The organism is Pedobacter sp. AW31-3R (genome assembly GCF_052180285.1).
Classification (GTDB): Bacteria; Bacteroidota; Bacteroidia; order Sphingobacteriales; family Sphingobacteriaceae; genus Pedobacter.
On sequence record NZ_CP197475.1, the window covers coordinates 5,157,916 to 5,181,731 of the forward strand.

General features: G+C 43.6%; 16 protein-coding genes. 6 read left to right on the top strand and 10 right to left on the bottom strand.

The window, feature by feature from the left end:
* Positions 1-73 precede the first annotated feature (73 nt).
* From ACSBL2_RS21180 to ACSBL2_RS21200, 5 genes are all read right to left on the bottom strand, one after another.
* The gene (locus ACSBL2_RS21180; RefSeq protein WP_442588557.1) at positions 74-1,069 is read right to left on the bottom strand and encodes an alpha/beta hydrolase; all 996 of its coding nucleotides are present in this window, start codon (positions 1,067-1,069) and stop codon (positions 74-76) included.
* A 3-nt stretch (positions 1,070-1,072) separates the two neighbouring features.
* Complete coding sequence (locus ACSBL2_RS21185; RefSeq protein WP_442588558.1) at positions 1,073-1,933, bottom strand: glycerophosphodiester phosphodiesterase; 861 nt, start codon at positions 1,931-1,933, stop codon at positions 1,073-1,075.
* A 46-nt stretch (positions 1,934-1,979) separates the two neighbouring features.
* Positions 1,980-4,613, bottom strand: coding sequence for a TonB-dependent receptor (locus ACSBL2_RS21190; RefSeq protein WP_442588559.1), 2,634 nt, complete (start codon positions 4,611-4,613; stop codon positions 1,980-1,982).
* Between the two features lie 200 nt (positions 4,614-4,813).
* Positions 4,814-6,772 (bottom strand): 1,4-alpha-glucan branching protein GlgB, encoded by a 1,959-nt coding sequence (gene glgB / locus ACSBL2_RS21195; protein ID WP_442588560.1) that lies wholly within the window; start codon positions 6,770-6,772, stop codon positions 4,814-4,816.
* Between the two features lie 62 nt (positions 6,773-6,834).
* Positions 6,835-9,306 carry a glycoside hydrolase family 31 protein gene (locus ACSBL2_RS21200; protein WP_442588561.1) on the bottom strand — a complete coding sequence of 824 codons (2,472 nt, stop codon included), beginning with the start codon at positions 9,304-9,306 and terminating at the stop codon, positions 6,835-6,837.
* Positions 9,307-9,660: 354 nt separating this feature from the next.
* On the opposite strand from ACSBL2_RS21200, the gene ACSBL2_RS21205 reads away from it, so the two are divergent.
* Genes ACSBL2_RS21205 through ACSBL2_RS21215 form a run of 3 tightly spaced genes read left to right on the top strand, consistent with a single transcriptional unit; the run spans position 9,661 to position 13,492 of the window.
* The gene (locus tag ACSBL2_RS21205) at positions 9,661-12,126 is read left to right on the top strand and encodes a penicillin acylase family protein (RefSeq protein ID WP_442588562.1); all 2,466 of its coding nucleotides are present in this window, start codon (positions 9,661-9,663) and stop codon (positions 12,124-12,126) included.
* Position 12,127: 1 nt separating this feature from the next.
* Positions 12,128-12,478 carry a hypothetical protein gene (locus tag ACSBL2_RS21210; RefSeq protein WP_442588563.1) on the top strand — a complete coding sequence of 117 codons (351 nt, stop codon included), beginning with the start codon at positions 12,128-12,130 and terminating at the stop codon, positions 12,476-12,478.
* Between the two features lie 30 nt (positions 12,479-12,508).
* Positions 12,509-13,492, top strand: coding sequence for a LuxE/PaaK family acyltransferase (locus ACSBL2_RS21215; protein ID WP_442588564.1), 984 nt, complete (start codon positions 12,509-12,511; stop codon positions 13,490-13,492).
* Positions 13,493-13,622: 130 nt separating this feature from the next.
* Here the strand turns inward: ACSBL2_RS21215 and tyrS are convergent, their stop codons facing one another.
* Positions 13,623-14,909 carry a tyrosine--tRNA ligase gene (gene tyrS / locus ACSBL2_RS21220; protein ID WP_442592247.1) on the bottom strand — a complete coding sequence of 429 codons (1,287 nt, stop codon included), beginning with the start codon at positions 14,907-14,909 and terminating at the stop codon, positions 13,623-13,625.
* Between the two features lie 84 nt (positions 14,910-14,993).
* Here tyrS and ACSBL2_RS21225 point away from each other — a divergent pair, with 84 nt between their 5' ends.
* From ACSBL2_RS21225 to dapA, 3 genes are read left to right on the top strand one after another with little or no spacing between them, the layout of a single operon-like run.
* Positions 14,994-15,692, top strand: a complete 699-nt coding sequence (locus ACSBL2_RS21225) for an ACP phosphodiesterase (protein ID WP_442588565.1) — start codon at positions 14,994-14,996, stop codon at positions 15,690-15,692.
* A 25-nt stretch (positions 15,693-15,717) separates the two neighbouring features.
* Positions 15,718-17,730 (top strand): NAD-dependent DNA ligase LigA, encoded by a 2,013-nt coding sequence (ligA, locus tag ACSBL2_RS21230; RefSeq protein ID WP_442588566.1) that lies wholly within the window; start codon positions 15,718-15,720, stop codon positions 17,728-17,730.
* A gap of 8 nt (positions 17,731-17,738) precedes the next feature.
* Positions 17,739-18,620: a 4-hydroxy-tetrahydrodipicolinate synthase gene (gene dapA, locus ACSBL2_RS21235; RefSeq protein WP_442592248.1), complete on the top strand. Its 882-nt coding sequence runs from the start codon at positions 17,739-17,741 to the stop codon at positions 18,618-18,620.
* A 237-nt stretch (positions 18,621-18,857) separates the two neighbouring features.
* On the opposite strand, the gene ACSBL2_RS21240 is transcribed toward dapA, so the two are convergent.
* The 4 genes from ACSBL2_RS21240 to ftsA form a co-directional block, all read right to left on the bottom strand.
* On the bottom strand, positions 18,858-19,037 hold the full coding sequence (locus ACSBL2_RS21240) for a histone H1 (protein WP_442588567.1): 180 nt from the start codon (positions 19,035-19,037) through the stop codon (positions 18,858-18,860).
* Positions 19,038-19,299: 262 nt separating this feature from the next.
* Positions 19,300-20,541: an aminotransferase class I/II-fold pyridoxal phosphate-dependent enzyme gene (locus tag ACSBL2_RS21245; RefSeq protein WP_442588568.1), complete on the bottom strand. Its 1,242-nt coding sequence runs from the start codon at positions 20,539-20,541 to the stop codon at positions 19,300-19,302.
* 131 nt (positions 20,542-20,672) lie between these two features.
* Complete coding sequence (gene ftsZ, locus ACSBL2_RS21250; RefSeq protein ID WP_442588569.1) at positions 20,673-22,301, bottom strand: cell division protein FtsZ; 1,629 nt, start codon at positions 22,299-22,301, stop codon at positions 20,673-20,675.
* Positions 22,302-22,429: 128 nt separating this feature from the next.
* The gene (ftsA, locus tag ACSBL2_RS21255) at positions 22,430-23,791 is read right to left on the bottom strand and encodes a cell division protein FtsA (protein ID WP_442588570.1); all 1,362 of its coding nucleotides are present in this window, start codon (positions 23,789-23,791) and stop codon (positions 22,430-22,432) included.
* Positions 23,792-23,816: the final 25 nt, after the last annotated feature.

A 23,816-nucleotide genomic window follows, 5' to 3' on the forward strand; every position in this document is an offset into this window, starting at 1 on the left:
AATCATTGCTCCACATTTGTTACCAAACTTTGAGGCAACAGCAAAAAATGACAGATGAAGATGTTGAATTGCCTTACTGTTCTAAGCGGAGTATATCAGCTGCAAATTGTATTGTTGCACGTTCTACACCCGCAACATCTTTAGAGCGCATAGCAGATCCGATGACATGATTTTCCGCATTTGAAATAGCCAGCTTCCGCTTCAGGCCTTCAGGTGTTCCCAGCTGATCAAACATATCCAGCATCGCCTTTACACTGACCACCTCATCCTGGTGATGGTCATCTTTATAATAATAAAGGAGAAGCAGGGGTTGTTTTACCTGTTGAAAAGTTGCAGCAGTCATGGTCGTTTCCAGGAGTTCCTGAAGCTGTACTGCAGCTTCCAGCCGGTAATAAGGATACCAGAATTTCGCATACTCCGGTGTTTTGTTCTTAGACTTCACATAATTGCCCCCAGCAAAAACACGGGCCAGCTGTAGTCCCCATGGATTGTTCAGCAGACTGGATTGCTCATTTCGAATGGCGATGTTTGGGGAATAGAGAATGAGGCTGTTAATTTCAGGAAATTCAGCAGCCAGTTTTAAAGACAGGGTACCTCCGGTAGAAGTACTCATCAGGATCACTTTTTTTCCCAACTTGCGGCCTATGGCGTAGGCCTCTACTGCCGATCTCCACAGATTCTCCGGATTCAGGTATAACATTGGCTCTTTGCTTTTCAAGCCATGTTCTGCAAGACGGGATAAATACAGGTTGAAATGGTACTTCCTGGCAAAATCGCGGGCGCTGGGATAGCCCTCCTCATGGCTGGCGCCAAAACCGTGTAAATAAACAACAGCATAGCTGGTCTGCCTTTTATGGAGAGAATCTGCCCAGATGATCTGCGCTTCATTTCCAGGTTTCACAGGCAGCTTCCCCTCTGCTGCTGAAATCTGCGCTTCCAGTTGTGGTAATGAAGCGGGTAATTCAGGGATCTTCGTATCATATACAGGTTCCTTTGGTGCCGGCCCAAGGACGTAAACCAGGACAAGGACCAGCACCATTGCCGCCAGTATTTTAAATGCCGTTTTCAATTCCTATTTATCCTTTTTTGTCAATAAATCGGGATAATCGGTAATGATACCGTCTACCCCCATTTTAATTAAATCATCTATTGCCGACGCTGAATTCACCGTCCATGGAAGGATCTTCAATCCTTTTTTATGACATTCCTCTACCAGCTCTTTTTTGACAAACGTAAAATAAGGACTGTAAATAGTGGGCTGAAAAGTAAGCTTTCCAAGGTTATGCTGCAGATCATTAGCATTTTCAAAGGTCAACAACGCCGTAGTTATTCCAGGGTAATCCCGGTGTACAATCTCCAATGTCCTGGGATCAAAAGATTGTATGGTTACCCGCTGCTCGATTCCTTTACTGGTAATCACTGACATCAGCACTTTAACAAATTCCTCTGGTGCCGGGTGATAAATACCATCCCCCTCCACTGAAGTTTTGGTCTCTATATTATAAAGTGGTGCAGGCTTATTTTCTGCTTTGGCATAGGCTTCAACCGCATCAATCATGTCCTTTAGCAATGGTTTGTAAGCTGCCATTTTTTTCTGCCTGGGGAAATTGGCAAAATACCGTTTCCCCACATCAAACTTCCTGATCTCCTCATAACTGAGCGCATAAATCTTAAGGTTTTTGGACTCAGCAGAAGTTACCGGCTGCCCGTCCGGTTTGGTTACAAAATCAGGCGACATGTACGGGTCGTGCGACAGGACCGCCTGTTTATCTTTACTGATCGCAATATCCAGTTCCAGGGTGCTTACCCCAAGATCAATGGCATTTTTCATTGCAGGGATTGTATTTTCAGGCATCAATCCCCTTCCGCCACGATGTGCCTGTACATCCAGTTTTTCCTGCGCAGCAGCGGTATAACTTATACAGGTAAACACTGCGCACAGGGCTATGTATATATTTTTTGCCGACATCATTTATTTCTTAAAATCCAAATTTTAACATCACTCCATACAATACACGCTGTCCGCCAATGAACGTCGGCAAGCCGATCGCATCACCAGAGTTACCCGCATCTATAATGTACTTTTTATCAAAAATATTCTTACCGAATACCGCTATTTCATATTTATTTTTACCGTCAATACGGTAACCCAGGGTAGAGTTTACGATACCGAATCCTGGCTGACTTAAATCTTCCCTGTTGGTATCTTCAAAATATACCTTTGATTTATACGAATAGCTTGGCCTGAAGAATACAGCAGTTGTTTTTCCGGTGCTGAAGTTCAAGTCTAGACCGACAGAAAAAGTATGTTTCGGTGTCAGACGGAAAGTATTTCCGGCATATTCCTGCTCAACACCTTCCGAATCACGGTCGTTGAACTGTGCATCGATAAATCCATAGTTGGTAAACACACTCATCTCTTTAAGGAAGCTGTAACGCAGACTCGTCTCCAAACCAAAACTATGTGCTTTACCGGCATCATCTGGTACAGACCTTAATGCACCCGTCTCCGTCAGCTCCCAGGTACTGGTCTGGAAATTATCCCAGTCATAATAATAGGCCGTGAAATCATAGTTCAGTTTTCCTTCTACGACGCTACCTTTGATTCCACCTTCATAACTCCACACCACCTCAGGTTTCAAAAATCTTGTCTCCTCTGGTGTAATGTCAATTACTCCCGGACGTCTTCCGCGGGAAACCGTAGCATAAATGTTATTGCGCTCAAACATATAGTTTGCAGCAAAACGGCCCACGTAAGAAAAATAATCTTTTGCAGCAGCTATTTTACCATTGGAAATAGTCGATAAGATATTCGGACTGCCGGTTAACAACATCCCCACCACACTATTTCCCGCAGCCGGATCAGACCGGTAGGCACCGGTAAGTTTTTCATAGGTTCCCCTTATTCCTGCAGTGAGTGAAAACTGAGGCGTTACTTTGTAAGTACCGTCAGCAAATATTTCTGCAGCACTGGTTTTACCATAGTTTGTACTTTCTTCCTCATGTCTTGGATTGAGTGGTGCATTGGACAATAAGGCCACCAGTTGCGCATATTGTGCCGGCAAAGGCAATGCGGATAAAGCACTCAGGTCGGGCAATTTATCCACCAGTGTCGGCCGACCATTCACCAATAAAGGCTGGGGGGCGAAAAGATTCAGGAGGCCTTGTTTCATGGCATCAGGTATAGTGGGGAAATTTCCCAGTAAGGCACTGAATTGTGAATACAACTGTGGCTGCACCGCAGCAACATATAAACTTCTCTCATCCGTACGCAAAGGAACACGCTGAGATCCGTCTTCATAAAAATAGTTACCGCCAACAAATCCGGAGAATTTATTGCCTGTATAATTTAACCTTAACTCCTGACTCACCTGATCTCCCGTAGAGATTTCTGAAAGCCATAGTACTGGTGCCGCTGTTCCGTCAGCATCAAAAGACTCATTTGCCTTGAAATGTCTGTAAGCAGTGGTAGAGCTCAGCGACAGGTTATCGGAGAAGGTATGATTGACCAATAATGTCGGACCAAAAACATCACGTTTGATATACAGGTTTTCCCCCTGTTCCAGATCAGCGAAAGAATTGGGATCCGTATCCCCTCCAGCAGGTGCATAGGTCTTGCTCTTGAAGCTGGTACCCGGATAATCATCATGCTGATAATTTAGGATCAGGTCTGCCGTTGTATTTTTTCCCGGAGTATAACGGATAATATCACGGAAAGCGATGGTATTCTTCCCATTGAGTCTACCACCGGATAAATTTTTGATGAAACCATCACGTTCATTGTAGGCCAGTGAAAAGCGGTTCAGCAATTTCCCTTTCACGATCGGGGTATTGATAAAACCGTTTGCAATTTTCTGATTGTAATTTCCGTATCCCAGGTTGATTTCTCCCTTAACTTCATCAGTTGGTTTATTCTGGATCAGGTTGACTGCACCGATCTGTGCTCCCCTGCCGAAAAGTGTTCCCTGGGGACCTTTCACGACTTCAATACGTTCCATATCAAAAAGTTCTACGACTGCTCCGCGTGACCTGGAAATCGAAACACCATCCTGAAAGATGGAAACACGTGGCTGGGTACGCGAATCACCATCATCAGAGGTAATTCCCCTGATCACAAATCCCGGATTATTCGGACTTTGCAGCTGCATCTGTAATCCCGGAATATATTGTGCCAATGCATCAAATTCCGTGATATTCAGCTTCTGCAGGGCAGTTCCGCTTAAAGCAGACACCGCTATCGGTACCTCAATACTGGTCTGTCTTCTTTTCTGTGTACTGATGACCACCTCACCGAGTTCATTATCCTGGCTAACCAGGGAGATACTTAGATTTTCCGTGGTTCCGGCTTTCACCGTTAATTTTGTAGTATAGGTCTTAAACCCCTGATGACTCACCCTGATCGTCTGCACACCCGGTTTAACATTTGACAACGTAAAAGCCCCCTGGGTATTGGAAGACGTGCTGATCGCACCTGCAGAAATTGTCGCACCAGTAACAGGAGAACCATCAGAATTGGTAATTACTCCTTTAACGGAGCCGGTTTGTGCATTCACCTCATTGGAAGAGATCAATAACATCATCATAAAAATCGCGCCGAGTATATATTTTTTCATACGAATGAATTAGAACTACGGCAAATATATATAGAGAGTTTTAAGTTAATATTAATTCGTTACTACTATAATAGCATTTTTTTAGCCCCCTAACTGTAATGTATTAACAGGAAAGTAGTTTCAGAAACAAAATGTCCCCAAAAAGCCAAAGCTTAATGGGGACATCTCATGGAGGAGGAATAGGATCATCCCTGATAGACTTACCTGGATTTTAGGATCATGGCACCGAGTGGCGCAATATGAATGGAAATGGAATATTCCCTGCCATCTGCCCCGATCTCCTCAGGTTGAAAAACTTCAGTATTCAGCTTACCACTGCCGAAAAACTCTTCCGCATCACTGTTAAAGATCTCTTTCCAGCTTGCTTTAAACGGTAATCCCACCCTGTAATTCTGCCTGTACACAGGCGTCATGTTCAGGATCACAATCAAGGTATCTTTCGCTTTATACCCTTTACGGGTGTAGATATATATAGAATGATCGGCATCATCGGCTCTGACCCATTCAAAACCTTCTCCTGAGAAATTAAAATCATGTAAACCATGCTCTTTCCTGTACAGGTGATTGAGGGCCTTCACATAGGTCTGCATACCTTTATGCGAAGCATACTGCAATAAGTCCCAGTCCAGGGATTTGGTGAAATTCCATTCTCCGTTCTGCGCAATTTCATTGCCCATGAACAGAAGTTTCGTCCCGGGCTGCGTGAACATATACGCATATAAAAGACGCAGGTTGGCATGTTTACGCCATTCATCGCCCGGCATTTTATAAATCATAGACGACTTCCCATGCACCACTTCATCATGTGAAAATGGAAGCATGAACTTCTCTGTAAAGGCATAGGTGGTACTAAAAGTCAGATCGTGGTGGTGGTGTTTTCTGCCCAAAGGATCTATTTTAAAATACTTCAGGGAATCATTCATCCAGCCCATCATCCATTTCATGCCAAAACCTAATCCGCCTTCCGCGACGGACCGGGTGACACCGGGATGGGTGCTACTTTCCTCAGCAATGGTATGCACACCTTCAAAATTGCTATAGATGGATTCATTCAGGTCTTTCAGGAACTGTATCGCCCCAAGATTTTCTGAGCCTCCATATTCATTTGTTGCGGCTTCTTCCGCTTTTCTGGAGAAATCATAATACAACATGGAAGCCACAGCATCTACCCGAAGTCCATCGGCATGGAATTTATCCAGCCAGTACATCGCATTGCTGATCAGGAAAGAACGGACCTCATTTCTGTCATAATTAAAGATGTACGACTTCCAGTCGGGATGAAACCCTTTGCGCATATCCGCATGTTCATATAAATGGGTACCATCAAAATGAAAAAGGCCATGTGCATCTCCAGGAAAATGCGAAGGAACCCAGTCCAGTATCACGCCAATATTCTTCTCATGCAAAACTTCTATGAGATACATCAGTTCCTGCGGTGTGCCATGTCTTGAACTTGCAGCATAATATCCTGTAATCTGATATCCCCAGGATGGAAGATAAGGATATTCCATCACAGGCATTAGCTCCACATGGGTAAAGCCCATTTCTACCACATAGGGCACAAGCGCATTCGCAATTTCTTTATAAGTCAATATTCTGGATGGCTCAGCAGGATCCCTTTGCCAGGAGGCCAGGTGGACTTCATATACAGACATCGGCTGATCCAGTGCGGTTAGCTTAGGTCTTTTGCGCAGCCAGCTTTTATCCTTCCAGGTATATTCGGTATCCCAGATGATAGAAGCCGTATGCGGCGGATGTTCCCAGCGGGTACCAAAGGGATCTCCTTTTTCGTACAGCTTCCCATCGAAACCATTGATGAAGTATTTGTACACCTCCCCTTTGCCCAGGGCGGGAATAAATCCTTCCCAGATACCGGAAGTATCCAGCCGCCGGTATAAACGATGCGATTGCTCCCATTGATTGAAATCCCCTGCCACATATACATCCTGTGCATTAGGTGCCCATACGGCAAAATAGGTACCTTCAGTCTCCCCGACTTTCAGTGGGTGTGCCCCCATTTTTTCATACAGGCGGAAATGTTTACCCGTAACAAATAAGGAAATGTCAAAATCTGTTAGCAGGCTGTAAATCCAGACCGGGGCATTTGTTTTTTCAGTAACTCGTTCCTTTGTAGAAGTTTTCCGACCTCGTGTAGCCATTATTATAATTCGGTTAGTTTGTTCAATCGTGCTCTTTAACCAGATAAAATAATACCTGGGTATTAGGCGCCCAATATTTGTATTTCGGAGAACGTCTTATTGGATTTAAATCGTAAACAATTGTGCTCGTCAATGGTGTAATCTTTAATTTCCCGTCCGTCTATAGTTATCTTTCTTACTCCAAAAGGAATGCCAATTAAATTATAATTATACAATTCATAATTAGGTGTATACAAACCTTCCATATTTTGCTGAATAATCAAATGACGTTCAGCACCTTTTACAACAAATTTCTTTTCTGAATAGATATCCTGCTCATAAGCAAAGGTATCTCCGTGGTCTTCAAAGAAAAACGAGTTCACTTCGTAGTTGGCATAATAGATATTCAGCAACACTTCTTCTATATTCTTCTCACCGGTATACTGCATAACAGGGTATTCCGGAATAACAGCTCCTGCTTTAATAAAGATAGGCATTTCTTCCAGGGGAGCCTGTATCAGCTGTTCAGACCCGCCGGAAAGGACTTCATGTGTCCAGTAATTATACCACTGTCCTTTCGGCAGGTAAACCGTTCTCGAACTTGCTCCCGGTTCAAGCACCGGACAAACAAGGATTTTATCGCCATAAGCAAATTCATCCTGCCGGTAATGATTGCCAACAATTTCCTGCTCCAGCATCACCAGTGGACGCAGGATCGGGAACCCATAGCGGTGGTGTTCCCAGAATACAGAGTAGAAATAAGGCATCAGTCGGTAACGCAGTTCAATGAATTTCCTATTGATACTGGTATAGGGTTCGCCGAAACTCCATGGCTCTCTTTCTGCGGTATCACCGGCAGAGTGGGCACGCATAAACGGAGAGAAAGTTCCCATCTGTATCCAGCGGGTGAACAGTTCCCCGTCAGGTTCTCCACTAAATCCACCAATATCGGTACCACAAAAAGGGACACCGGAAACAGACATCCGCTGACACTGGATATTACCGATCTTCAGGTGTTCCCAGCTGGCCACGTTATCCCCGGTCCACACAGAACCGTAACGCTGCATGCCCGAATACCCCGCCCGGGTAATGGTAAAGGGACGTTTATTGCGCATCAGTTTTTTTAATCCGTCATATGTAGAACGGACCATCTGCATCCCATACACATTATGGGCTTTACGATGTGATCCCCTGAAACCATCATAATTATGGCGTACATCGTTCGGGAATGTCCCTGCACCAAATACTGCAGGCTCATTCATATCATTCCATACACCGGCAACACCAAGGTCGACCAGTTCTTTATATAATCCGCCCCACCATTCCCTAACAGTAGGATTAGTGAAATCAGGAAACTGACACCTTCCAGGCCATACATGGCCTTCCATAAAGTAATCATCACTCCTTCGGCAGAAATAGTTATTTTCTTTTCCTTCTTTAAATACCCAGTAGTTATCATCTACCTTAATTCCGGGATCGATCATGACCACCGTTTTAAAGCCGTCATCTGCCAGCTCCTTGATCATTCTCCGCGGATCAGGAAAATGTTTCTTGTTCCAGGTGAAACAACGGTAACCATCCATGTAGTCGATATCAAAATAGATCGCATCACATGGGATATCCCTCGACCGGAAGCCATTGGCAACTTCCTTCACCTTTGTTTCCGGATAATAACTCCAGCGGCACTGGTGGTAACCCATAGCCCATTTCGGTGGCATAGGATGTGTTCCTGTAATGCTCTGGTAACGTTTAATCACGTCCATCATATGCGGGCCGTGGATATAATAATATTGCAGCTCTCCTCCGTCAGCCCAGAAGCTGGTTTTTCCATTGTCTTCACGCCCAAAATCGAAATAAGAACGGAAAGTATTGTCGAAGAAAATCCCGTACGCGGCGTTCTGGTGTATTCCTGTATAAAAAGGAATGGTACGGTATAAAGGATCCTGGTCCCAGTTAAAGGAATAGGCATCGGTATTCCAGTTTTGGAAATGGCGTCCGCGCAGGTTCAGGTTGCCCGATTTATCCCCTAAACCGAAGAAATTCTCTTCAGGGAAACACTTTTTAGTGGCAAACACATAGTATCCGCCAAATTCAGCATTTTCCTCCCAGTGCATTGGCGAGGAATCTTCACTCATTACCCGCTGGGTAAGGTTCTCTATAAAAGAGACATGAAAATCACTTTTCCTCAGCTTGCAGGTAATGGTATTCGTAGCGATTGCGTAATACTCTTCCTGTTCTTCAAGACGGAAAGTGCTCACCTTCTGGTCGACTACCGGTACCGCATAGGAGAAATCATCAAGAAAAACACCATGCGGTGCCAGTCTGACCCTGATAATTTCATCACTAACCACCCTCACTTCCACCCTGGCTTCTCCATCAGAAAAGAAAAACCTGTTCCCTTCTGTCTGTACTTTCTGTATTTGTGTAAGATATTTTTTAACAATCGGCTTTAAGTCCAGTACCGGATTATTCAAATGCTGAATAGTTTCCTCTACGATCTCCTCAATATTCTCGTTGTTCTTTATTTCGTTTCCTTGTTCTTCCAATTCTTCCATATAGATGGTTTTGTAAAAGCATTATACCCTAAAGCCTGGTGGTTTCATTAGCTAAAGTGTTAAATATTATGGCAAATGGCAAGGTTATTTGTATAATAATTCAAAATATAAAGGTTTATAAATTATTATTACAGAGATTATAATTTGGCTTAAATGCACAAGATTGCTGATTTTTTTTCACGTAAAACCGGATCCCTGCTGACCATTGGTCCAAAGCCATATGGCAAATAATCTCCCAACAAAATCTGATTAAGGTTAAAAGGCATCAATTTTATATTAAATTGCAATACGAATATAGAGGACCAGGAAAACTGCTCAATGCTTGTCCTGGTTAACCGCAAGAGAAAGAAAAATATGAGGAACAAGATAAAAGCATTCATTTGTGTGATTATACCGATTCTGCTGGCTTATGTACTGAATACCAAATTTGGAGATCTGCCACCACTGCTTAAATTTTTAGATCCCTTTACCGGATTCTGGCAAAATGCAGAGTCATTTCGCCTGAGTAAGCAGAATAAACTGGCCATGAAGGGGACACAGCAAACGGTAGATGTTTTATTTGATGACAGGATGATCCCCCACATTTTCGCACAAAACGACCATGATGTATATTTTGCACAGGGTTATGTGACTGCCATGCACCGCTTATGGCAAATGGACTTCCAGACGCGTTACGCGGCAGGACGCCTGTCTGAAGTCGTGGGCAAAAAAGCAATAGAACTCGACAGGTATCAACGCCGCATGGGCATGGTATATGGTGCTGAAAATTCGCTTAAGGGCATGATGGCGGATCCAAAATCCCGTGAAATGATCCTTGCCTATACAGATGGCATCAATGCCTATATCCACTCTTTGTCAAAATCAGAATATCCGCTGGAATATAAACTGCTCGATTTTAAACCGGAAGACTGGTCGCCCATCAAATGTGCCCTGTTACTGAAACAGATGTCGGCCGTCCTTGCCATGGGATCAGACGAGTTTTACATGACCAATATCAGGAAGAAATTTGGCCCCGAGGTAACGGCTGATCTGTTCCCTGATTATCCGTTTAAGGAAGATCCCATTATCCCTGTGGGAACAAAATGGGATTTCAACCCCTTACCTGTCCCTGAAGTACCGGCGGCTGTCAAAGAAATGATGACCGCTAAAGTCAAAACAAAACAACTGGAAGATGGAATCGGCAGCAATAACTGGGCAATATCCGGGTCTAAGACAGTTTCAGGATATCCTATACTGGCCAATGACCCTCACCTGAACCTCACCCTTCCTTCTATCTGGTACCAGATACAGCTGCATGCACCGGGCCTGAATGCCTATGGGGTATCACTGCCGGGCGCTCCGGGAATTACCATTGGTTTCAATGAACGCATTGCCTGGGGAGTGACCAATGTGGCAGCAGATGTACTCGACTTTTACCAAATCAAATTTAAGGATGGTACCCATAAACAGTATCAATACAATAACAGCTGGAAAAATACAAAAGAAAGAGTGGAGGTGATCAAAATCAGGGGAGAGAAAACAGTGAAGGATACCGTATTCTATACCCACCAGGGTCCTGTTGTGTACTTTCAACAGCCTGAGACAAAGGATAAAAACGGAAAACCGGTTAAGTTTAAGATGGCAGACAATATCCCTACCGGAAATGCACTGAGGTGGATAGCACATGAAGAATCCAATGAACTGATGACTTTCTATTACCTGAACAGGGGTAAAAACTATGCCGACTACCGCAAAGCATTAACCTATTATACGGCTCCGGCACAAAACTTTGTATTCGCATCGGCCGATAATGATATTGCCATTACCGCTAACGGAAAGTTCCCTTTGAAATGGAAAGATCAGGGAAAATTCATTCTGGATGGTGCTGAACCTTCAAACGACTGGCAGGGATGGATACCGGCAGCACAAAACCCTACCGTGAAAAATCCGGAACGTGAATTTGTCAGCTCCGCCAACCAGTCGTCGACCGACCCTACATACCCCTATTATATCAACTGGTCTTTTGGATCTTATGAACGTGGAAAACGGATCAATGATAAGTTAAAAGTGATGACCAATGCAACGGCAGACAGTATCAGGCTCATGCAGAGTGACAGCTACAGTATTCTTGCACAGGATATTTTACCGGAATTACTGTCGAAGATTGATCCTGCCAACCTCAATGCCACGCAAAAAGAAGCTTTCAACATAACCAATACCTGGAACAGGTTTTACGATGCCAGAGAGATTGGTGCCAGTATCTTTGAGTTATGGAATAAACGCCTGTCATTTGATATATGGGATGATGAATTCACGATAGCTGATGTCCCTATGCGTTATCCTTCAAGAGACCGTACCGTACAGCTGATCCTTAAAGAACCTGGATCCAAATGGTTCGACAATATCCATACCCCTGCCGTAGAAACACTGAACGATTTAATCAATGAATCATTCAAGTATGCCTGCGACAGCCTGGAACGCAGATACGGGCCTATTGGCAAACGCTGGGAATGGGCAAATGTGAAGAAGACACATGTGCCGCACCTGGCAAACATCCCGGGATTCGGATCGGAAAACCTGGTGATGGGTGGGGCAAAAAGCACCATCAATGCCCTGAGTGAAACCAACGGCCCTTCCTGGAGAATGGTGGTTGAACTAGGTAAAAGTCCGGCAGGCCACGGTGTTTATCCTGGGGGACAGTCGGGGAATCCGGGCAGTCCCTTCTATGATAACATGATTGATACCTGGGCACATGGGGAACTGTACGACCTCCTGCTTTTGAAATCGTCCACGGACCAGTCTGATAAAATTCTTACCCGTTTAAAAATATCAAAAAAATAATATGGTTTTCCTAGTCATACTTATCGCTTCCTTTTTACTCCAGCTGATTCTTCCCTGGTATATCATTGTCATCATCGCCTTTGCTACCTGTGGACTGATCGGTAAAACCGGAAAAATTGCCTTATGGCATCCTTTTTTTGCAATCCTCCTGCTGTGGACAGGCATGGCATTATTCAAATCCCTGCCGAATCACCACCTGCTGGTCACGCGCGTAGCAGAGATGTTTGGTCTCCACAGCTGGTGGCTTATCCTGATACTCAGCGCTGTACTGGGTGGCTTTGTTGCAGCGATCAGCGGATACTGCGGCTATCATTTCAGGAAAGCTGTCCTGCTGAAGAAATCAAATACCTGATTTCAGACATTTGTTGCGTATTTTTGAGCTGTGAAAATTTCAATCCCTCAAATCTTTTCTATCCAAAGCGAAGCGCAGTTTAATGAAACTGCCATTCATATTTTCAGGCACCAGGCTGAACACTGTCAGGTGTATAAAGAGTTCATCAGTCATCTGGCGGTAAATCCGCTGGCTGTGACTACCGTAAATGAGATCCCTTTTTTACCCATCAGTTTTTTTAAAACACACCGGGTGGTTAGCAATAAGCTGCCGGAAGAAATCATTTTCAGCAGTTCAGGAACTACAGGAATGGTGCAGAGTCAACATTACGTCACCGATGTCAGTGTGTATGAGGATAGCTTCAATAAAGCTTTCGAACAATTTTATGGTGCAGCAAAAGATACCTGTATACTGGCATTGCTTCCTTCCTATCTGGAAAGGGATGGTTCTTCGTTGATTTACATGGTAGATGCCCTGCTTCGTCAGAGTGAACATCCGCAAAGCGGATATTTTCTCCATAACCATGAGGAATTATATGAACGCCTGAAAGCCAGGCAACACAGCAAGGAAAAGACTATCCTCATCGGAGTTACTTATGCGCTGCTGGATTTCCTGGAATCTTACACCATTGATTTTCCGGAGCTGATTGTCATGGAAACGGGTGGAATGAAAGGGAAAAGAAAAGAAATGGTCAGAGAAGAGCTGCACGACATTCTCAGGAAAGGTTTTGCCGTAGATGCGATCCATAGTGAATATGGGATGACAGAACTGCTTTCACAGGCCTATTCCGCAGGTGAGGGCATCTTCGACTGCCCCAACTGGATGAAGATCCTGTTAAGGGACACCAATGATCCGCTTACGATCCTTCATTCTAAACAGACAGGTGGCATCAATGTCATAGACCTGGCCAATATCAATTCCTGTTCTTTTATTGCGACACAGGATCTGGGCCGTTTATTGCCAAATGGATCGTTTGAAGTACTCGGCAGGTTTGACAATGCCGATATCAGGGGATGCAACCTTCTCGTGCAATAAATAAACACTAACTCCTGACACCCTCTATCCATGTGATGCAGCATGTCAGGAGCTTCTGTATTTTAATTATATATTGAACACATCACCGCTATATCAGTGGATAACAGGTAATGGATCAGGGTCAAAAAGGCTATTCTGCAATCAGCAGGAAATAGTTCTTTTTCCCTTTCTGAACAATAATATATTTATCATTGATCAGGTTAGCCTCGGTATATTGCGTGGCAATATCCGTTACTTTTTCCTTGTTGATACTCAATCCGCCACCTTGCACTGTTTTCTTCACCTCTCCTTTGGAAGGGAAAGCTGTAGTTTTTTCAGCAAGTATTGTTGCCGCATCCAATCCTTCAGCCAATTCTGTCCTGCTGACCACAAACTGCGGTACACCTTCAAAAATCTCCAGCACGTGTTCATGGCTCAATGTTTCCAGGAAGGATAAAGCCCCGTTACCGAACAGGAATTCTGAGGTTTTAAGTGCTGTTTCCAGGGCTTCTTCAGAATGTGTACGGATGGTGATATCTGTTGCCAGTGCTTTTTGCAGGATTCTCAAATGCGGTGCGGCATCATGTTCAGCCTCCAGTTTTTCGATTTCTTCCTGTGTGAACAAGGTAAATATCCTGATCCACATTTTCACATCCGTATCGGTAGCGTTCAGCCAGAACTGATAAAATTTATAAGGAGAAGTCTTCTCCGGGTTTAACCAGATCGCTCCGCTTTCTGTCTTTCCGAATTTGGTACCGTCACTTTTTTTAATCAGCTGTGTGGTCACTCCATAGGCAGTCCCCGCATCTTTTCTACGGATCAGCTCTGTACCTGTAAGAATATTCCCCCACTGGTCGGACCCACCCATTTGTATACTGCAGTTATGGTTTTTCCACAAATAATAGAAATCGTATCCCTGCACCAGCTGGTAACTAAATTCAGTAAATGACATCCCTGTTTCACCTTCCAGACGTTTTTTCACGCTATCCTTAGCCATCATATAATTCACCGTGATGTGTTTACCCACATCCCTGATGAAGTCTAAAAAGCTGAAACTTTTGAACCAGTCGGCATTGTTAACCATCATTGCGCCATTGCCTTCGTCACTGAATTTCAGGAACTGTGCCAGTTGTTTTTCAATTCCGGCGAGGTTAATGGCAAGTGTTTCATCATTCAGCAGATTTCTTTCCGCAGATTTTCCGGAAGGATCACCCACCATTCCCGTAGCTCCGCCAACCAGTGCATAAGGCTTATGGCCTGCACGCTGAAAGTGGATCAGGGTCATGATTTGAGTGAGATGGCCAACATGAAGCGAATCTGCCGTAGGATCAAAACCGATATAACCAGAACACATCCCTTCATTTAATTTATCTTCTGCATTGGGCATGATATCATGCAACATGCCTCTCCATCTTAATTCGTCAACAAAATTGGTCATCATTCTATACTTTTCGCCAAATATAAGAAAAGCCTTGTTAAAAAATTTCTACTTTTAAAGACACGAAATCCTATCCCGGCAACCATGAACTTCCTGTCCCATTTTTATTTCGAGCGTAAAAACACAAATGATGATATCGTGATGGGTGTGGTATTGCCCGATTTTATCAAAAATGCACATAAAGACTGGAACCTGAATCCGCAGAAAAAGGAAGAATTATTTGTGGACAACCCAGCGCTGTTTTCGCTGCTGACAGGATGGAAAAAACACCTGGAAGTAGACAGGTTATTCCATTCCTCTCTGTTTTTTAAAGAAAAGACGGCCCTGTTGAAGCAGCTGATCCTTCCCGTACTGGACAGCGGACCAGTTAAGCCCTTTTTTCTAGCCCATATCGGACTGGAGTTAATCCTCGATCATTTACTGCTGAACCAGGGAAAAGTGAATGTCAATACCTTTTACACACAGCTGAATACGGCAAAATCCCCCGCACTGGATCAGTTCCTGTCCCTTTCCGGTATCCCGGATGGATTGTTATTTGATCAATTTCTCAGCAGTTTCCTGTCAAGCCGTTACCTGCTCAGCTACCAGAAAATAGAGAACATCACCTATGCCCTCAACCGGATCTGTATGCGCTTATGGAACAATCCATTTACGGAACAGCAACTGGCTGAGCTCACGCTTCAACTCGGGGAATTCAGCAGACAGCTGGAGCCGGAATACCTTAGTATTTTTAAGGAGATCGAACAGGACTTAAAACATCTGGACGATCAGCAGGAAAAATAATCAGCCGAATCACTACCTTCGCCTTATGTCGCAATCTTCTATCAAAGACACTATTGATGCATTGGTTAATGAACTTAACCAGCATACCTATAATTATTATGTATTGGCCATGCCTACTATCGGGGATTACGAGTTTGACAAGAAACTTGAAGAACTCTCCCGTCTGGAAAAAGAATATCCTGAATTTGCTGATCCCAACTCCCCTACCTTAAGGGTTGGTGGGGATATCACCAAAAACTTTGTCACCGTTAAGCACAAATGGCCCATGCTTTCGTTAGGAAATACCTATAACGAACAGGACCTCCGTGATTTTGACGAACGTATCAAGAAATCCATTGGTGACCATTTTGAATATGTGTGTGAACTGAAATTCGATGGCTTATCGATCAGCCTCAGTTATGAAGACAACAAGCTGGTCCGTGCAGTAACACGTGGTGATGGCACCAAAGGGGACGATGTCACAGCGAATGTCAAAACGATCAATAATATCCCCCATCACCTGAAAGCTGCCCATGCACCGGCTTTATTTGAAGTGCGTGGTGAAATCTTCATGCACAGGGCAGCCTTTGAAAAATTAAATAAAGAACGGGAAGAGCTTGGGGAAATATCTTATGCCAATCCCCGGAACTTTGCTTCCGGAACGGTAAAAATGCAGGATCCCAAAGAAGTAGCCAAAAGGCCGCTCGATGCGTTCTTTTATTCCCTGAATACAGAAAAAGAACACTTTAAAACCCATAGCGAGAGCCTTCAGGCACTGAAAGACTGGGGTTTCCATGTTTCTTCACATACCCGCAGCAGTAAAACTATTGAAGAGGTACTGGAATTTATTAAATACTGGGAACTGGAAAGGTTTAACCTGGGCTACGACATCGACGGCATCGTCATTAAAGTGAACAGTTATACCCAGCAACAGGAACTCGGGTATACTGTGAAATCACCAAGATGGGCCATCTCCTATAAATACAAAGCTGAGGAAGTAGAAACCATCCTGGAAAAAGTAAGCTACCAGGTCGGCCGTACCGGTGCCGTTACCCCTGTAGCAAACCTTAAACCCGTATTGCTTGCTGGGACAACCGTGAAACGCGCCACACTCCACAATGCCAATGAAATTGAGCGCCTGGACCTCCATGAGGGCGATAGTGTTTTCGTGGAAAAAGGTGGTGAAATTATTCCGAAGATCATCAATGTCAACCTGGACAAAAGAAAAGAAGGTGCCCAGCCTATTGTTTACCTCAGCGATTGCCCTGAATGTGGAACACCACTGATCCGGAAGGAAGGTGAAGTCGCCTTTTATTGTCCGAATGATGAAGCCTGTCCCCCGCAGATTGTCGGGAAGATACAGCATTTCATCAGCAGGAAGGCCATGAACATTGACGGACTTGGTGATGAAACCATAGCGTCATTTTACCAGCGTGGCCTGGTGAAACATATCAGTGATTTGTACACCCTTAGGGACCGGGCCGATGAACTGAAAAACATAGAAAGGTTTGGCGAAAAATCGATAGATAATATGCTCAAGGGCATAGAGCTCTCCAAACAAATGCCTTTTGAAAAAGTGCTTTTTGGTCTTGGAATAAGGTATGTAGGTGAAACTGTAGCACGTAAACTTGCTGCAGGAACAAAAAATATTGATCAGCTTTCCAAAGCTACGGCGGAAGAACTGGTGGCTATCAATGAAATCGGGCAAAGAATTGCAGAAAGTATCATTGAATACTTTGGTAAAGCAGAGCATCTGGAGCAAATCAGCCTGCTCAAATCGTACGGACTGCAGTTGGAGACTGAGGATATTACAATTACACTGGAAAGTGACAAATTAACTGGAAAAACATTCGTAATTTCGGGAGTTTTTGAATTGCATAGCCGGGAAGAACTGAAGGGAATGATAGAAAGCAATGGCGGAAAAATAGTAAGCAGTATATCTGCAAAATTGAATTACCTGCTTGCAGGTGATAACATGGGACCTTCAAAATTAGAAAAAGCCCAGAAACTGAACGTTCCTCTGCTTTCGGAGAACGAGTTATTAGAGATGTTGAAATAATAAAAATGATGAACAAATTTTATGGAACGGGTGTAGCATTGGTTACTCCATTTAATGCAGACGGGTCGGTAGATTTTGACGGTTTAGAGAAACTGATCAACTATCAGATCGAGGGAAAGGTAGAATATCTGGTATCACTGGGTACTACAGGTGAATCATCAACACTCAATAAGGACGAAAAGAAGAAGATCTGGGCATTTACAGCAGAAATAAACAATGGCAGGGTACCACTTATTGCCGGTATTGGCGGAAATGATACCGCGGAAGTGATCTCAACGATCAAAAGTTTTGACAGCACCGGGTATGACGCCATACTTTCTGCAAGCCCATATTACAATAAACCCACCCAGGAAGGGATTTACCAGCATTATAAAGCCATTAGCGAGTCTACAGCGCTGTCATTACTGCTCTACAATGTTCCAGGGCGTACAGCAAGCAATGTAAGCGCAGAAACAACTTGTCGCCTGGCAGCAGACTTTAAAAATATCATTGGTACCAAAGAGGCCTCTGGCAACTTTGACCAGTTTAACCAGATCATGCGCGACAAACCGGAAGATTTCCTGTTGATCTCAGGAGATGATCCTGTTGCATTTCCCATGATTGCGCTTGGTGCAAAAGGAGTGATTTCTGTGATTGGTAATGCCTTACCCCTACAACTTTCAGAAATGATCAGGTTATGCCTCAAAGGAGATTTCCAGACCGCATTGCCACTGCATTTGCGTTTGATAGAATTCACGCGACTGGCCTTTGCAGAAGGCAATCCTGCAGGCATTAAAGCGGCACTAAAGTATTTTGAGGTATGTGGTGACCAGGTACGCCTGCCACTGGTTCCGGCTTCAGCAGGACTAACTGCACAAATTGCAAAACAGCTTCAGCTACTGGGCCTGTAAGGCTAACTATAACAAGAACCATCACAAGAAATGGGATACTGCTTTATTTAAGCATTGCGTATTCCCGGATTGGACAGTTCAAAAAAGCAAAGACGGATCGCATGGTCCGTCTTTGCTTTTTTGAACCATTTGCTAAGACAAAAGTGATTGCTTAAAACAGGGCTTAAAAAAAAGAGACTATCCCAAAAGCTACAACATAGCTTTCCAGACAGTCTCCCCTTTAAAACTTAAAGTTGGTTAGTCTTCTTTGTTTTTAGTTTCCTGAATTTCCAGACGAATAACCTGAGCTAAGTTTTTTAAGTCCTGCATGCCTTTACGCACACGTGTTCCTGCAGCGCTATTGGCTTTGTTGTAAAATTTGTCTGCATCAACTTCTAATGCCGTAACAAGTTCTTTTAATTCATTAAATTTTTTCATTTCTTTTTTTATTATAAGGTTTAGGTTTGGGCTTGAGTATTCTCAAACACTAATGTAAGCGGTTTGTTTAAATAAAAAAAGAATTTACAGCAATAAATAAATCGCTAAAAACCATCTTTTTATCCACAAAAAAGCAGATTAATTCTTCGAATTTCACTAAACAATGAAAATATAACCACAAAGAAATCAATTTAGGATACCAAAAAAAACGCCTTTCTGAACAATTCAGAAAGGCGCTTCAAATGATATGATGCCCAAAGGCCTATTGAGGGACAAATTGATTTTCTTTGTAATAACCACTCTTCAGCTTATCAGCCACTTCACTGAACGCTTCCAGTGTACGGTCAACATCTTCCATCGTATGCATCGCCGTAGGAATCAGGCGCAATTCGATGAGTCCTTTAGGGATTACCGGATAAACTACAATAGAGCAGAATATACCATAGTTCTCACGCAGGTCCATCGTCAGGGCAGTAGCTTCCAGCAATTCGCCTTTTAAGAACACAGGGGTAACCATGGTATTGGTAATCCCCAGGTCGAATCCACGCGCTCTCAGACCTTTCTGCAGGGTAGTCGCTACATTCCAGAGTTTTTCTCTTAATCCGGTATTATTTTTTAACAGTTCCAGGCGCTTCAGTAAACCTACCACCATCGGCATAGGCAAAGCTTTAGCGAAAGTCTGGGAACGCATATTATAGCGGAAGAAATTCGTCATTTCTTCAGAAGAAGCGACAAAAGCACCAATACCAGCCATAGATTTCGCAAAAGTGGCGAAATAGATATCCACACCATCAATACAGTTCTGCTCTTCATGAGTTCCTGCACCTGTAGGGCCCATGGTACCGAAACCATGTGCATCATCGATCAGGATACGGAAATCGAATTCTTTCTTCAGGTCAATCAGCTCTTTAATTTTACCTTGCGCACCCGACATGCCGAATACACCTTCAGTAATTAAAAGAATACCGCCGCCACTTTGTTCTGTAAGTTTTGTGGCACGTTCCAGTTGTTTTCTGGCACTTTCGATATCATTGTGTTTGTACACGAAACGTTTACCCATGTGCAGGCGTAAACCATCAATGATACAAGCGTGAGATTCACCGTCATAAACAATAACATCGTTTCTGTCTACCAGACAGTCTATAATAGACACCATTCCCTGATAGCCAAAGTTCAGCAAAAATGCATCGGGCTTACCTACAAAATCTGCAAGTTCACGCTCCAGTTGCTCATGATATTTAGAATTTCCAGACATCATCCTTGCACCCATAGGGTACGCCATCCCGAACTCTGCTGCTGCCTTTGCATCTGCTTCCCTTACTTCAGGGTGATTTGCAAGGCCCAGGTAATTATTTAAACTCCATACTAAATGCTCTTTACCACGAAAATTCATATGGGGCGCTATTTCTCCTTCCAATTTTGGGAAAGAAAAATATCCATGAGACCATTTCTGGTGTTGCCCGATAGGGCCCATATGTTTTGCTATCTTTTCAAAAATATCCAATGTTATATGTCTTTAAGTTATCTCTTATTTTGCACAAATTTAAGCTTTCTACGGATGATATACAAAGTTATATTATACAGGAAAGCCTTAACGTTTTTAGGATTAAGGCTTTTCTGTTATAATATTTCTGGTTAATCTACGTTGTCGTGCAGAAAGGAATTGTTCGGTCTGATCTCGGTTGTCCCCTCTTCATCATTGCTCAGTGTGAACCTCGAAACCTGTGATTCTGAGGAATGCGGAACCTGCTGCAACTGCATTTGTTTGCGTTTATAAGCGGGTTCATTTTCCATTTCCTGTAAACCATTGGTGGTACGAAGTTTCATACTCAGGTCTTTTAACCTTAAGATCCTTTCTTTGGATTTTTTCAGCTGATCTTCGATAGATTCATCATTTTTATCATCATCAAGACCCGGTACCGGCTCCGGCTGAGGTTCAGCAACAGGTTCTGTATAAGCCGACTTAGGCGTTTCAAAGACAAAATCGGTCTCGGCCACTTTAAGTTCAAAATCAATACCTGCTTCCTGCTGGGTTTCAGCAACAGGCTTTTCTTCTTCCACAAGACTGTGTCTCACAATGCCATTGTCAGATTCTTCAGCCCTTCTCGCTTTACTTCCGTTATAAATATCACCAAATAAGTCCGATTGTTTAATATCTTCTTTCACCTTCATCACCGGCTCATTGGAATAAGCAGGTTTAGGTTCAATGAATGAATTCACAGGTTCCAGAGGTTTAACCAGGGGAGCCTCTTCAGGAGTTAACAGGGAGATTTTTTTCACGTTTTTCTTATCGTGTGCACGTTGCTCCGTGGTTTGAAATCCTGTCGCAATAATGGTAACCGATAATTTATCGCCAAGGTTCTCATCAATACAATTACCCCAGATCAAATCGGCCGATAAGCCTGCTTTATCCTGAATATAATCGGTAATGATAGCCACCTCATCCATCGTTACTTCACGTAAACCAGAGCTGATATTCAGCAGGATATATCTGGCGCCTTCAATCTCATTATCTTTAAGCAAAGGAGAAGCCAGTGCGCCTTCAACAGCAGCCAAAGCCCTGTTGTCGCCTTCACAGGCGAAACTGCCCATAATGGATACACCACTGTCTTTCATCACCGTGCGCACATCCTTGAAATCCACGTTGATATAACCAGGTACTGTAATGATCTCTGCAATACCTTTTGCAGCGGTGGTTAAAATATCATCAGCCTGTGCGAAGGCAGAACCTAAAGTAAGGTTACCAAAAATTTCGCGCAACCTGTCGTTTGAGATCACCAGGTAAGAATCTACATATTTCTTCAGTTCATCCAGACCATCTTCTGCCTGCATCTTACGTCTCTTTCCCTCAAAAGAGAAAGGGGTAGTAATAATCGCTACGGTAAGAATATCCAGCTCTTTTGCGGCCTGCGCAATGATAGGACTGGCACCGGTTCCGGTACCACCACCCATACCAGCAGTGATGAACAACATTTTAGTAGTGCTGCCCAACATGGCTTTAATATCGTCTATATTTTCAATAGCCGAATTTTTACCCACCTCAGGAATAGAGCCTGCACCCATTCCTTCAGTTAAACTGGCACCTAATTGTACTTTATTGGGGATAGGGCTAAATTCCAATGCCTGCGCGTCAGTATTACAGATGATAAAATCTACCCCTGCTATTCCCTGACGGTACATATGGTTCACCGCATTACCACCACCGCCACCAACACCAATTACCTTGATGATTGATGACTTATCTTTTAACATTTCAAAATACATATATTTATGAATCAGTTATTTAAAAATTGGTTTTACCTGTTCATCTCGCAATGTAATAATACCAATTTTCCACATTAGTTTTCCACATCTGTTTATAATGTGGAAAACTAATTTATTGTTGATAATTATTACGGTTTAATATAATCCTCGTCACTCACGTTCATGTCATCCTTGATAAAGTCCTTGGTTTTGGCCAGTAACTTATCAAACAATCCACCGCCGCTGCGCTTCGCTTTTTCTTTTACTGCTGCCGTTTTTTCTACATAAACGCCTGGCTGTTTCAGTTCTTCCATCAGCTCTTCCGCTTTCTGGATACCTTTAATCAGCAGTCCCACACTTGTCGCATACATCGGGCTTTTCAGGTCGTCATAAATGGTTTTCGGCATATCCTCATATTTCGACAAATGTTCATTCGGATAACCTACGCGGCAGTCTAATCCGGTGACATACTCTACCAGCTGGGCAAGGTGTTTCAACAATGCTCCCCCTCCTGTAATGACTACACCACCGATTAACTTCTTCTCGTAGCCTGAAGATTTAATTTCATAATAAACGTGCTCTATGATTTCTTCCATACGGGCCTGGATGACATAGGCGAGGTTCTTTACTGAAATTTCTTTAGGTTCCCTACCCCTCAGGCCAGGTACACAAATGATCTCATTTTCTTTATTTTCTTCCGCAAGTGCTGAACCAAAACGGGTCTTTAATAACTCAGCCTGATTTCTCATGACAGAACATCCTTCACGGATATCTTCCGTTACACTGTTACCTCCGAAAGGGATCACAGCGGTGTGGCGGATAATTCCTTCGTGGAAGATGGCAATATCAGTTGTACCTCCACCGATATCTACCAGGGCAATACCTGCCTCTTTTTCTTCATCGCTTAATACAGCTTCTGAAGAAGCCAAAGGCTCCAATATCAACTCCTGCGTCTGTAAGCCGGCATTACTCACACACCTCATGATATTTTTCACGGCAGTTACCTGTCCGGAAATGATATGAAAATTAGCTTCAAGACGAACACCGGCCATACCAATCGGATCTTTTACACCCGGCTCGTTGTCTACCGTAAATTCCTGTGGCAGTACATGGATGATTTCTTCTCCCGGGGGCATAACCAGTTTGAACATATCATCAATTAACTTATCCAGGTCTTTTTTGCTGATCTCATTATTGAGCTCCCTCCTGGTCAGGATACCACGGTGCTGCAGACTCTTAATGTGCTGTCCCGCAATACCCACATTCACTACACGTACTTCCACATTGGACTGTCCGCTTGCCAGCTCAACAGCCTGTGAAATACCCTGTACAGTTTTTTGGATGTTGGACACTACCCCACGGGTTACCCCCGCAGATTCGGCTTTGCCAATACCTAAAACCTCGACTTTGCCATGCTGTGTTCTGCGACCAACTATCACACAGATTTTGGTGGTACCGATGTCTAATCCCACCACTATAGGAGACTGAACGGTAGTTTTTTCTTTGCCCATAACTATATTTATTTGTCTTGTCGGA

Bases quoted from the DNA above. Each gene is read 5' to 3' on its own strand.
- ACSBL2_RS21190 (WP_442588559.1), bottom strand. From the start codon at position 4,613: ATGAAAAAATATATACTCGGCGCGATTTTTATGATGATGTTATTGATC.
- glgB (WP_442588560.1), bottom strand. From the start codon at position 6,772: ATGGCTACACGAGGTCGGAAAACTTCTACAAAGGAACGAGTTACTGAA.
- ACSBL2_RS21200 (WP_442588561.1), bottom strand. From the start codon at position 9,306: ATGGAAGAATTGGAAGAACAAGGAAACGAAATAAAGAACAACGAGAAT.
- ACSBL2_RS21205 (WP_442588562.1), top strand. From the start codon at position 9,661: ATGAGGAACAAGATAAAAGCATTCATTTGTGTGATTATACCGATTCTG.
- ACSBL2_RS21210 (WP_442588563.1), top strand. From the start codon at position 12,128: ATGGTTTTCCTAGTCATACTTATCGCTTCCTTTTTACTCCAGCTGATT.
- tyrS (WP_442592247.1), bottom strand. From the start codon at position 14,909: ATGACCAATTTTGTTGACGAATTAAGATGGAGAGGCATGTTGCATGAT.
- ACSBL2_RS21225 (WP_442588565.1), top strand. From the start codon at position 14,994: ATGAACTTCCTGTCCCATTTTTATTTCGAGCGTAAAAACACAAATGAT.
- ligA (WP_442588566.1), top strand. From the start codon at position 15,718: ATGTCGCAATCTTCTATCAAAGACACTATTGATGCATTGGTTAATGAA.
- dapA (WP_442592248.1), top strand. From the start codon at position 17,739: ATGAACAAATTTTATGGAACGGGTGTAGCATTGGTTACTCCATTTAAT.
- ACSBL2_RS21240 (WP_442588567.1), bottom strand. From the start codon at position 19,037: ATGAAAAAATTTAATGAATTAAAAGAACTTGTTACGGCATTAGAAGTT.
- ftsZ (WP_442588569.1), bottom strand. From the start codon at position 22,301: ATGTATTTTGAAATGTTAAAAGATAAGTCATCAATCATCAAGGTAATT.
- ftsA (WP_442588570.1), bottom strand. From the start codon at position 23,791: ATGGGCAAAGAAAAAACTACCGTTCAGTCTCCTATAGTGGTGGGATTA.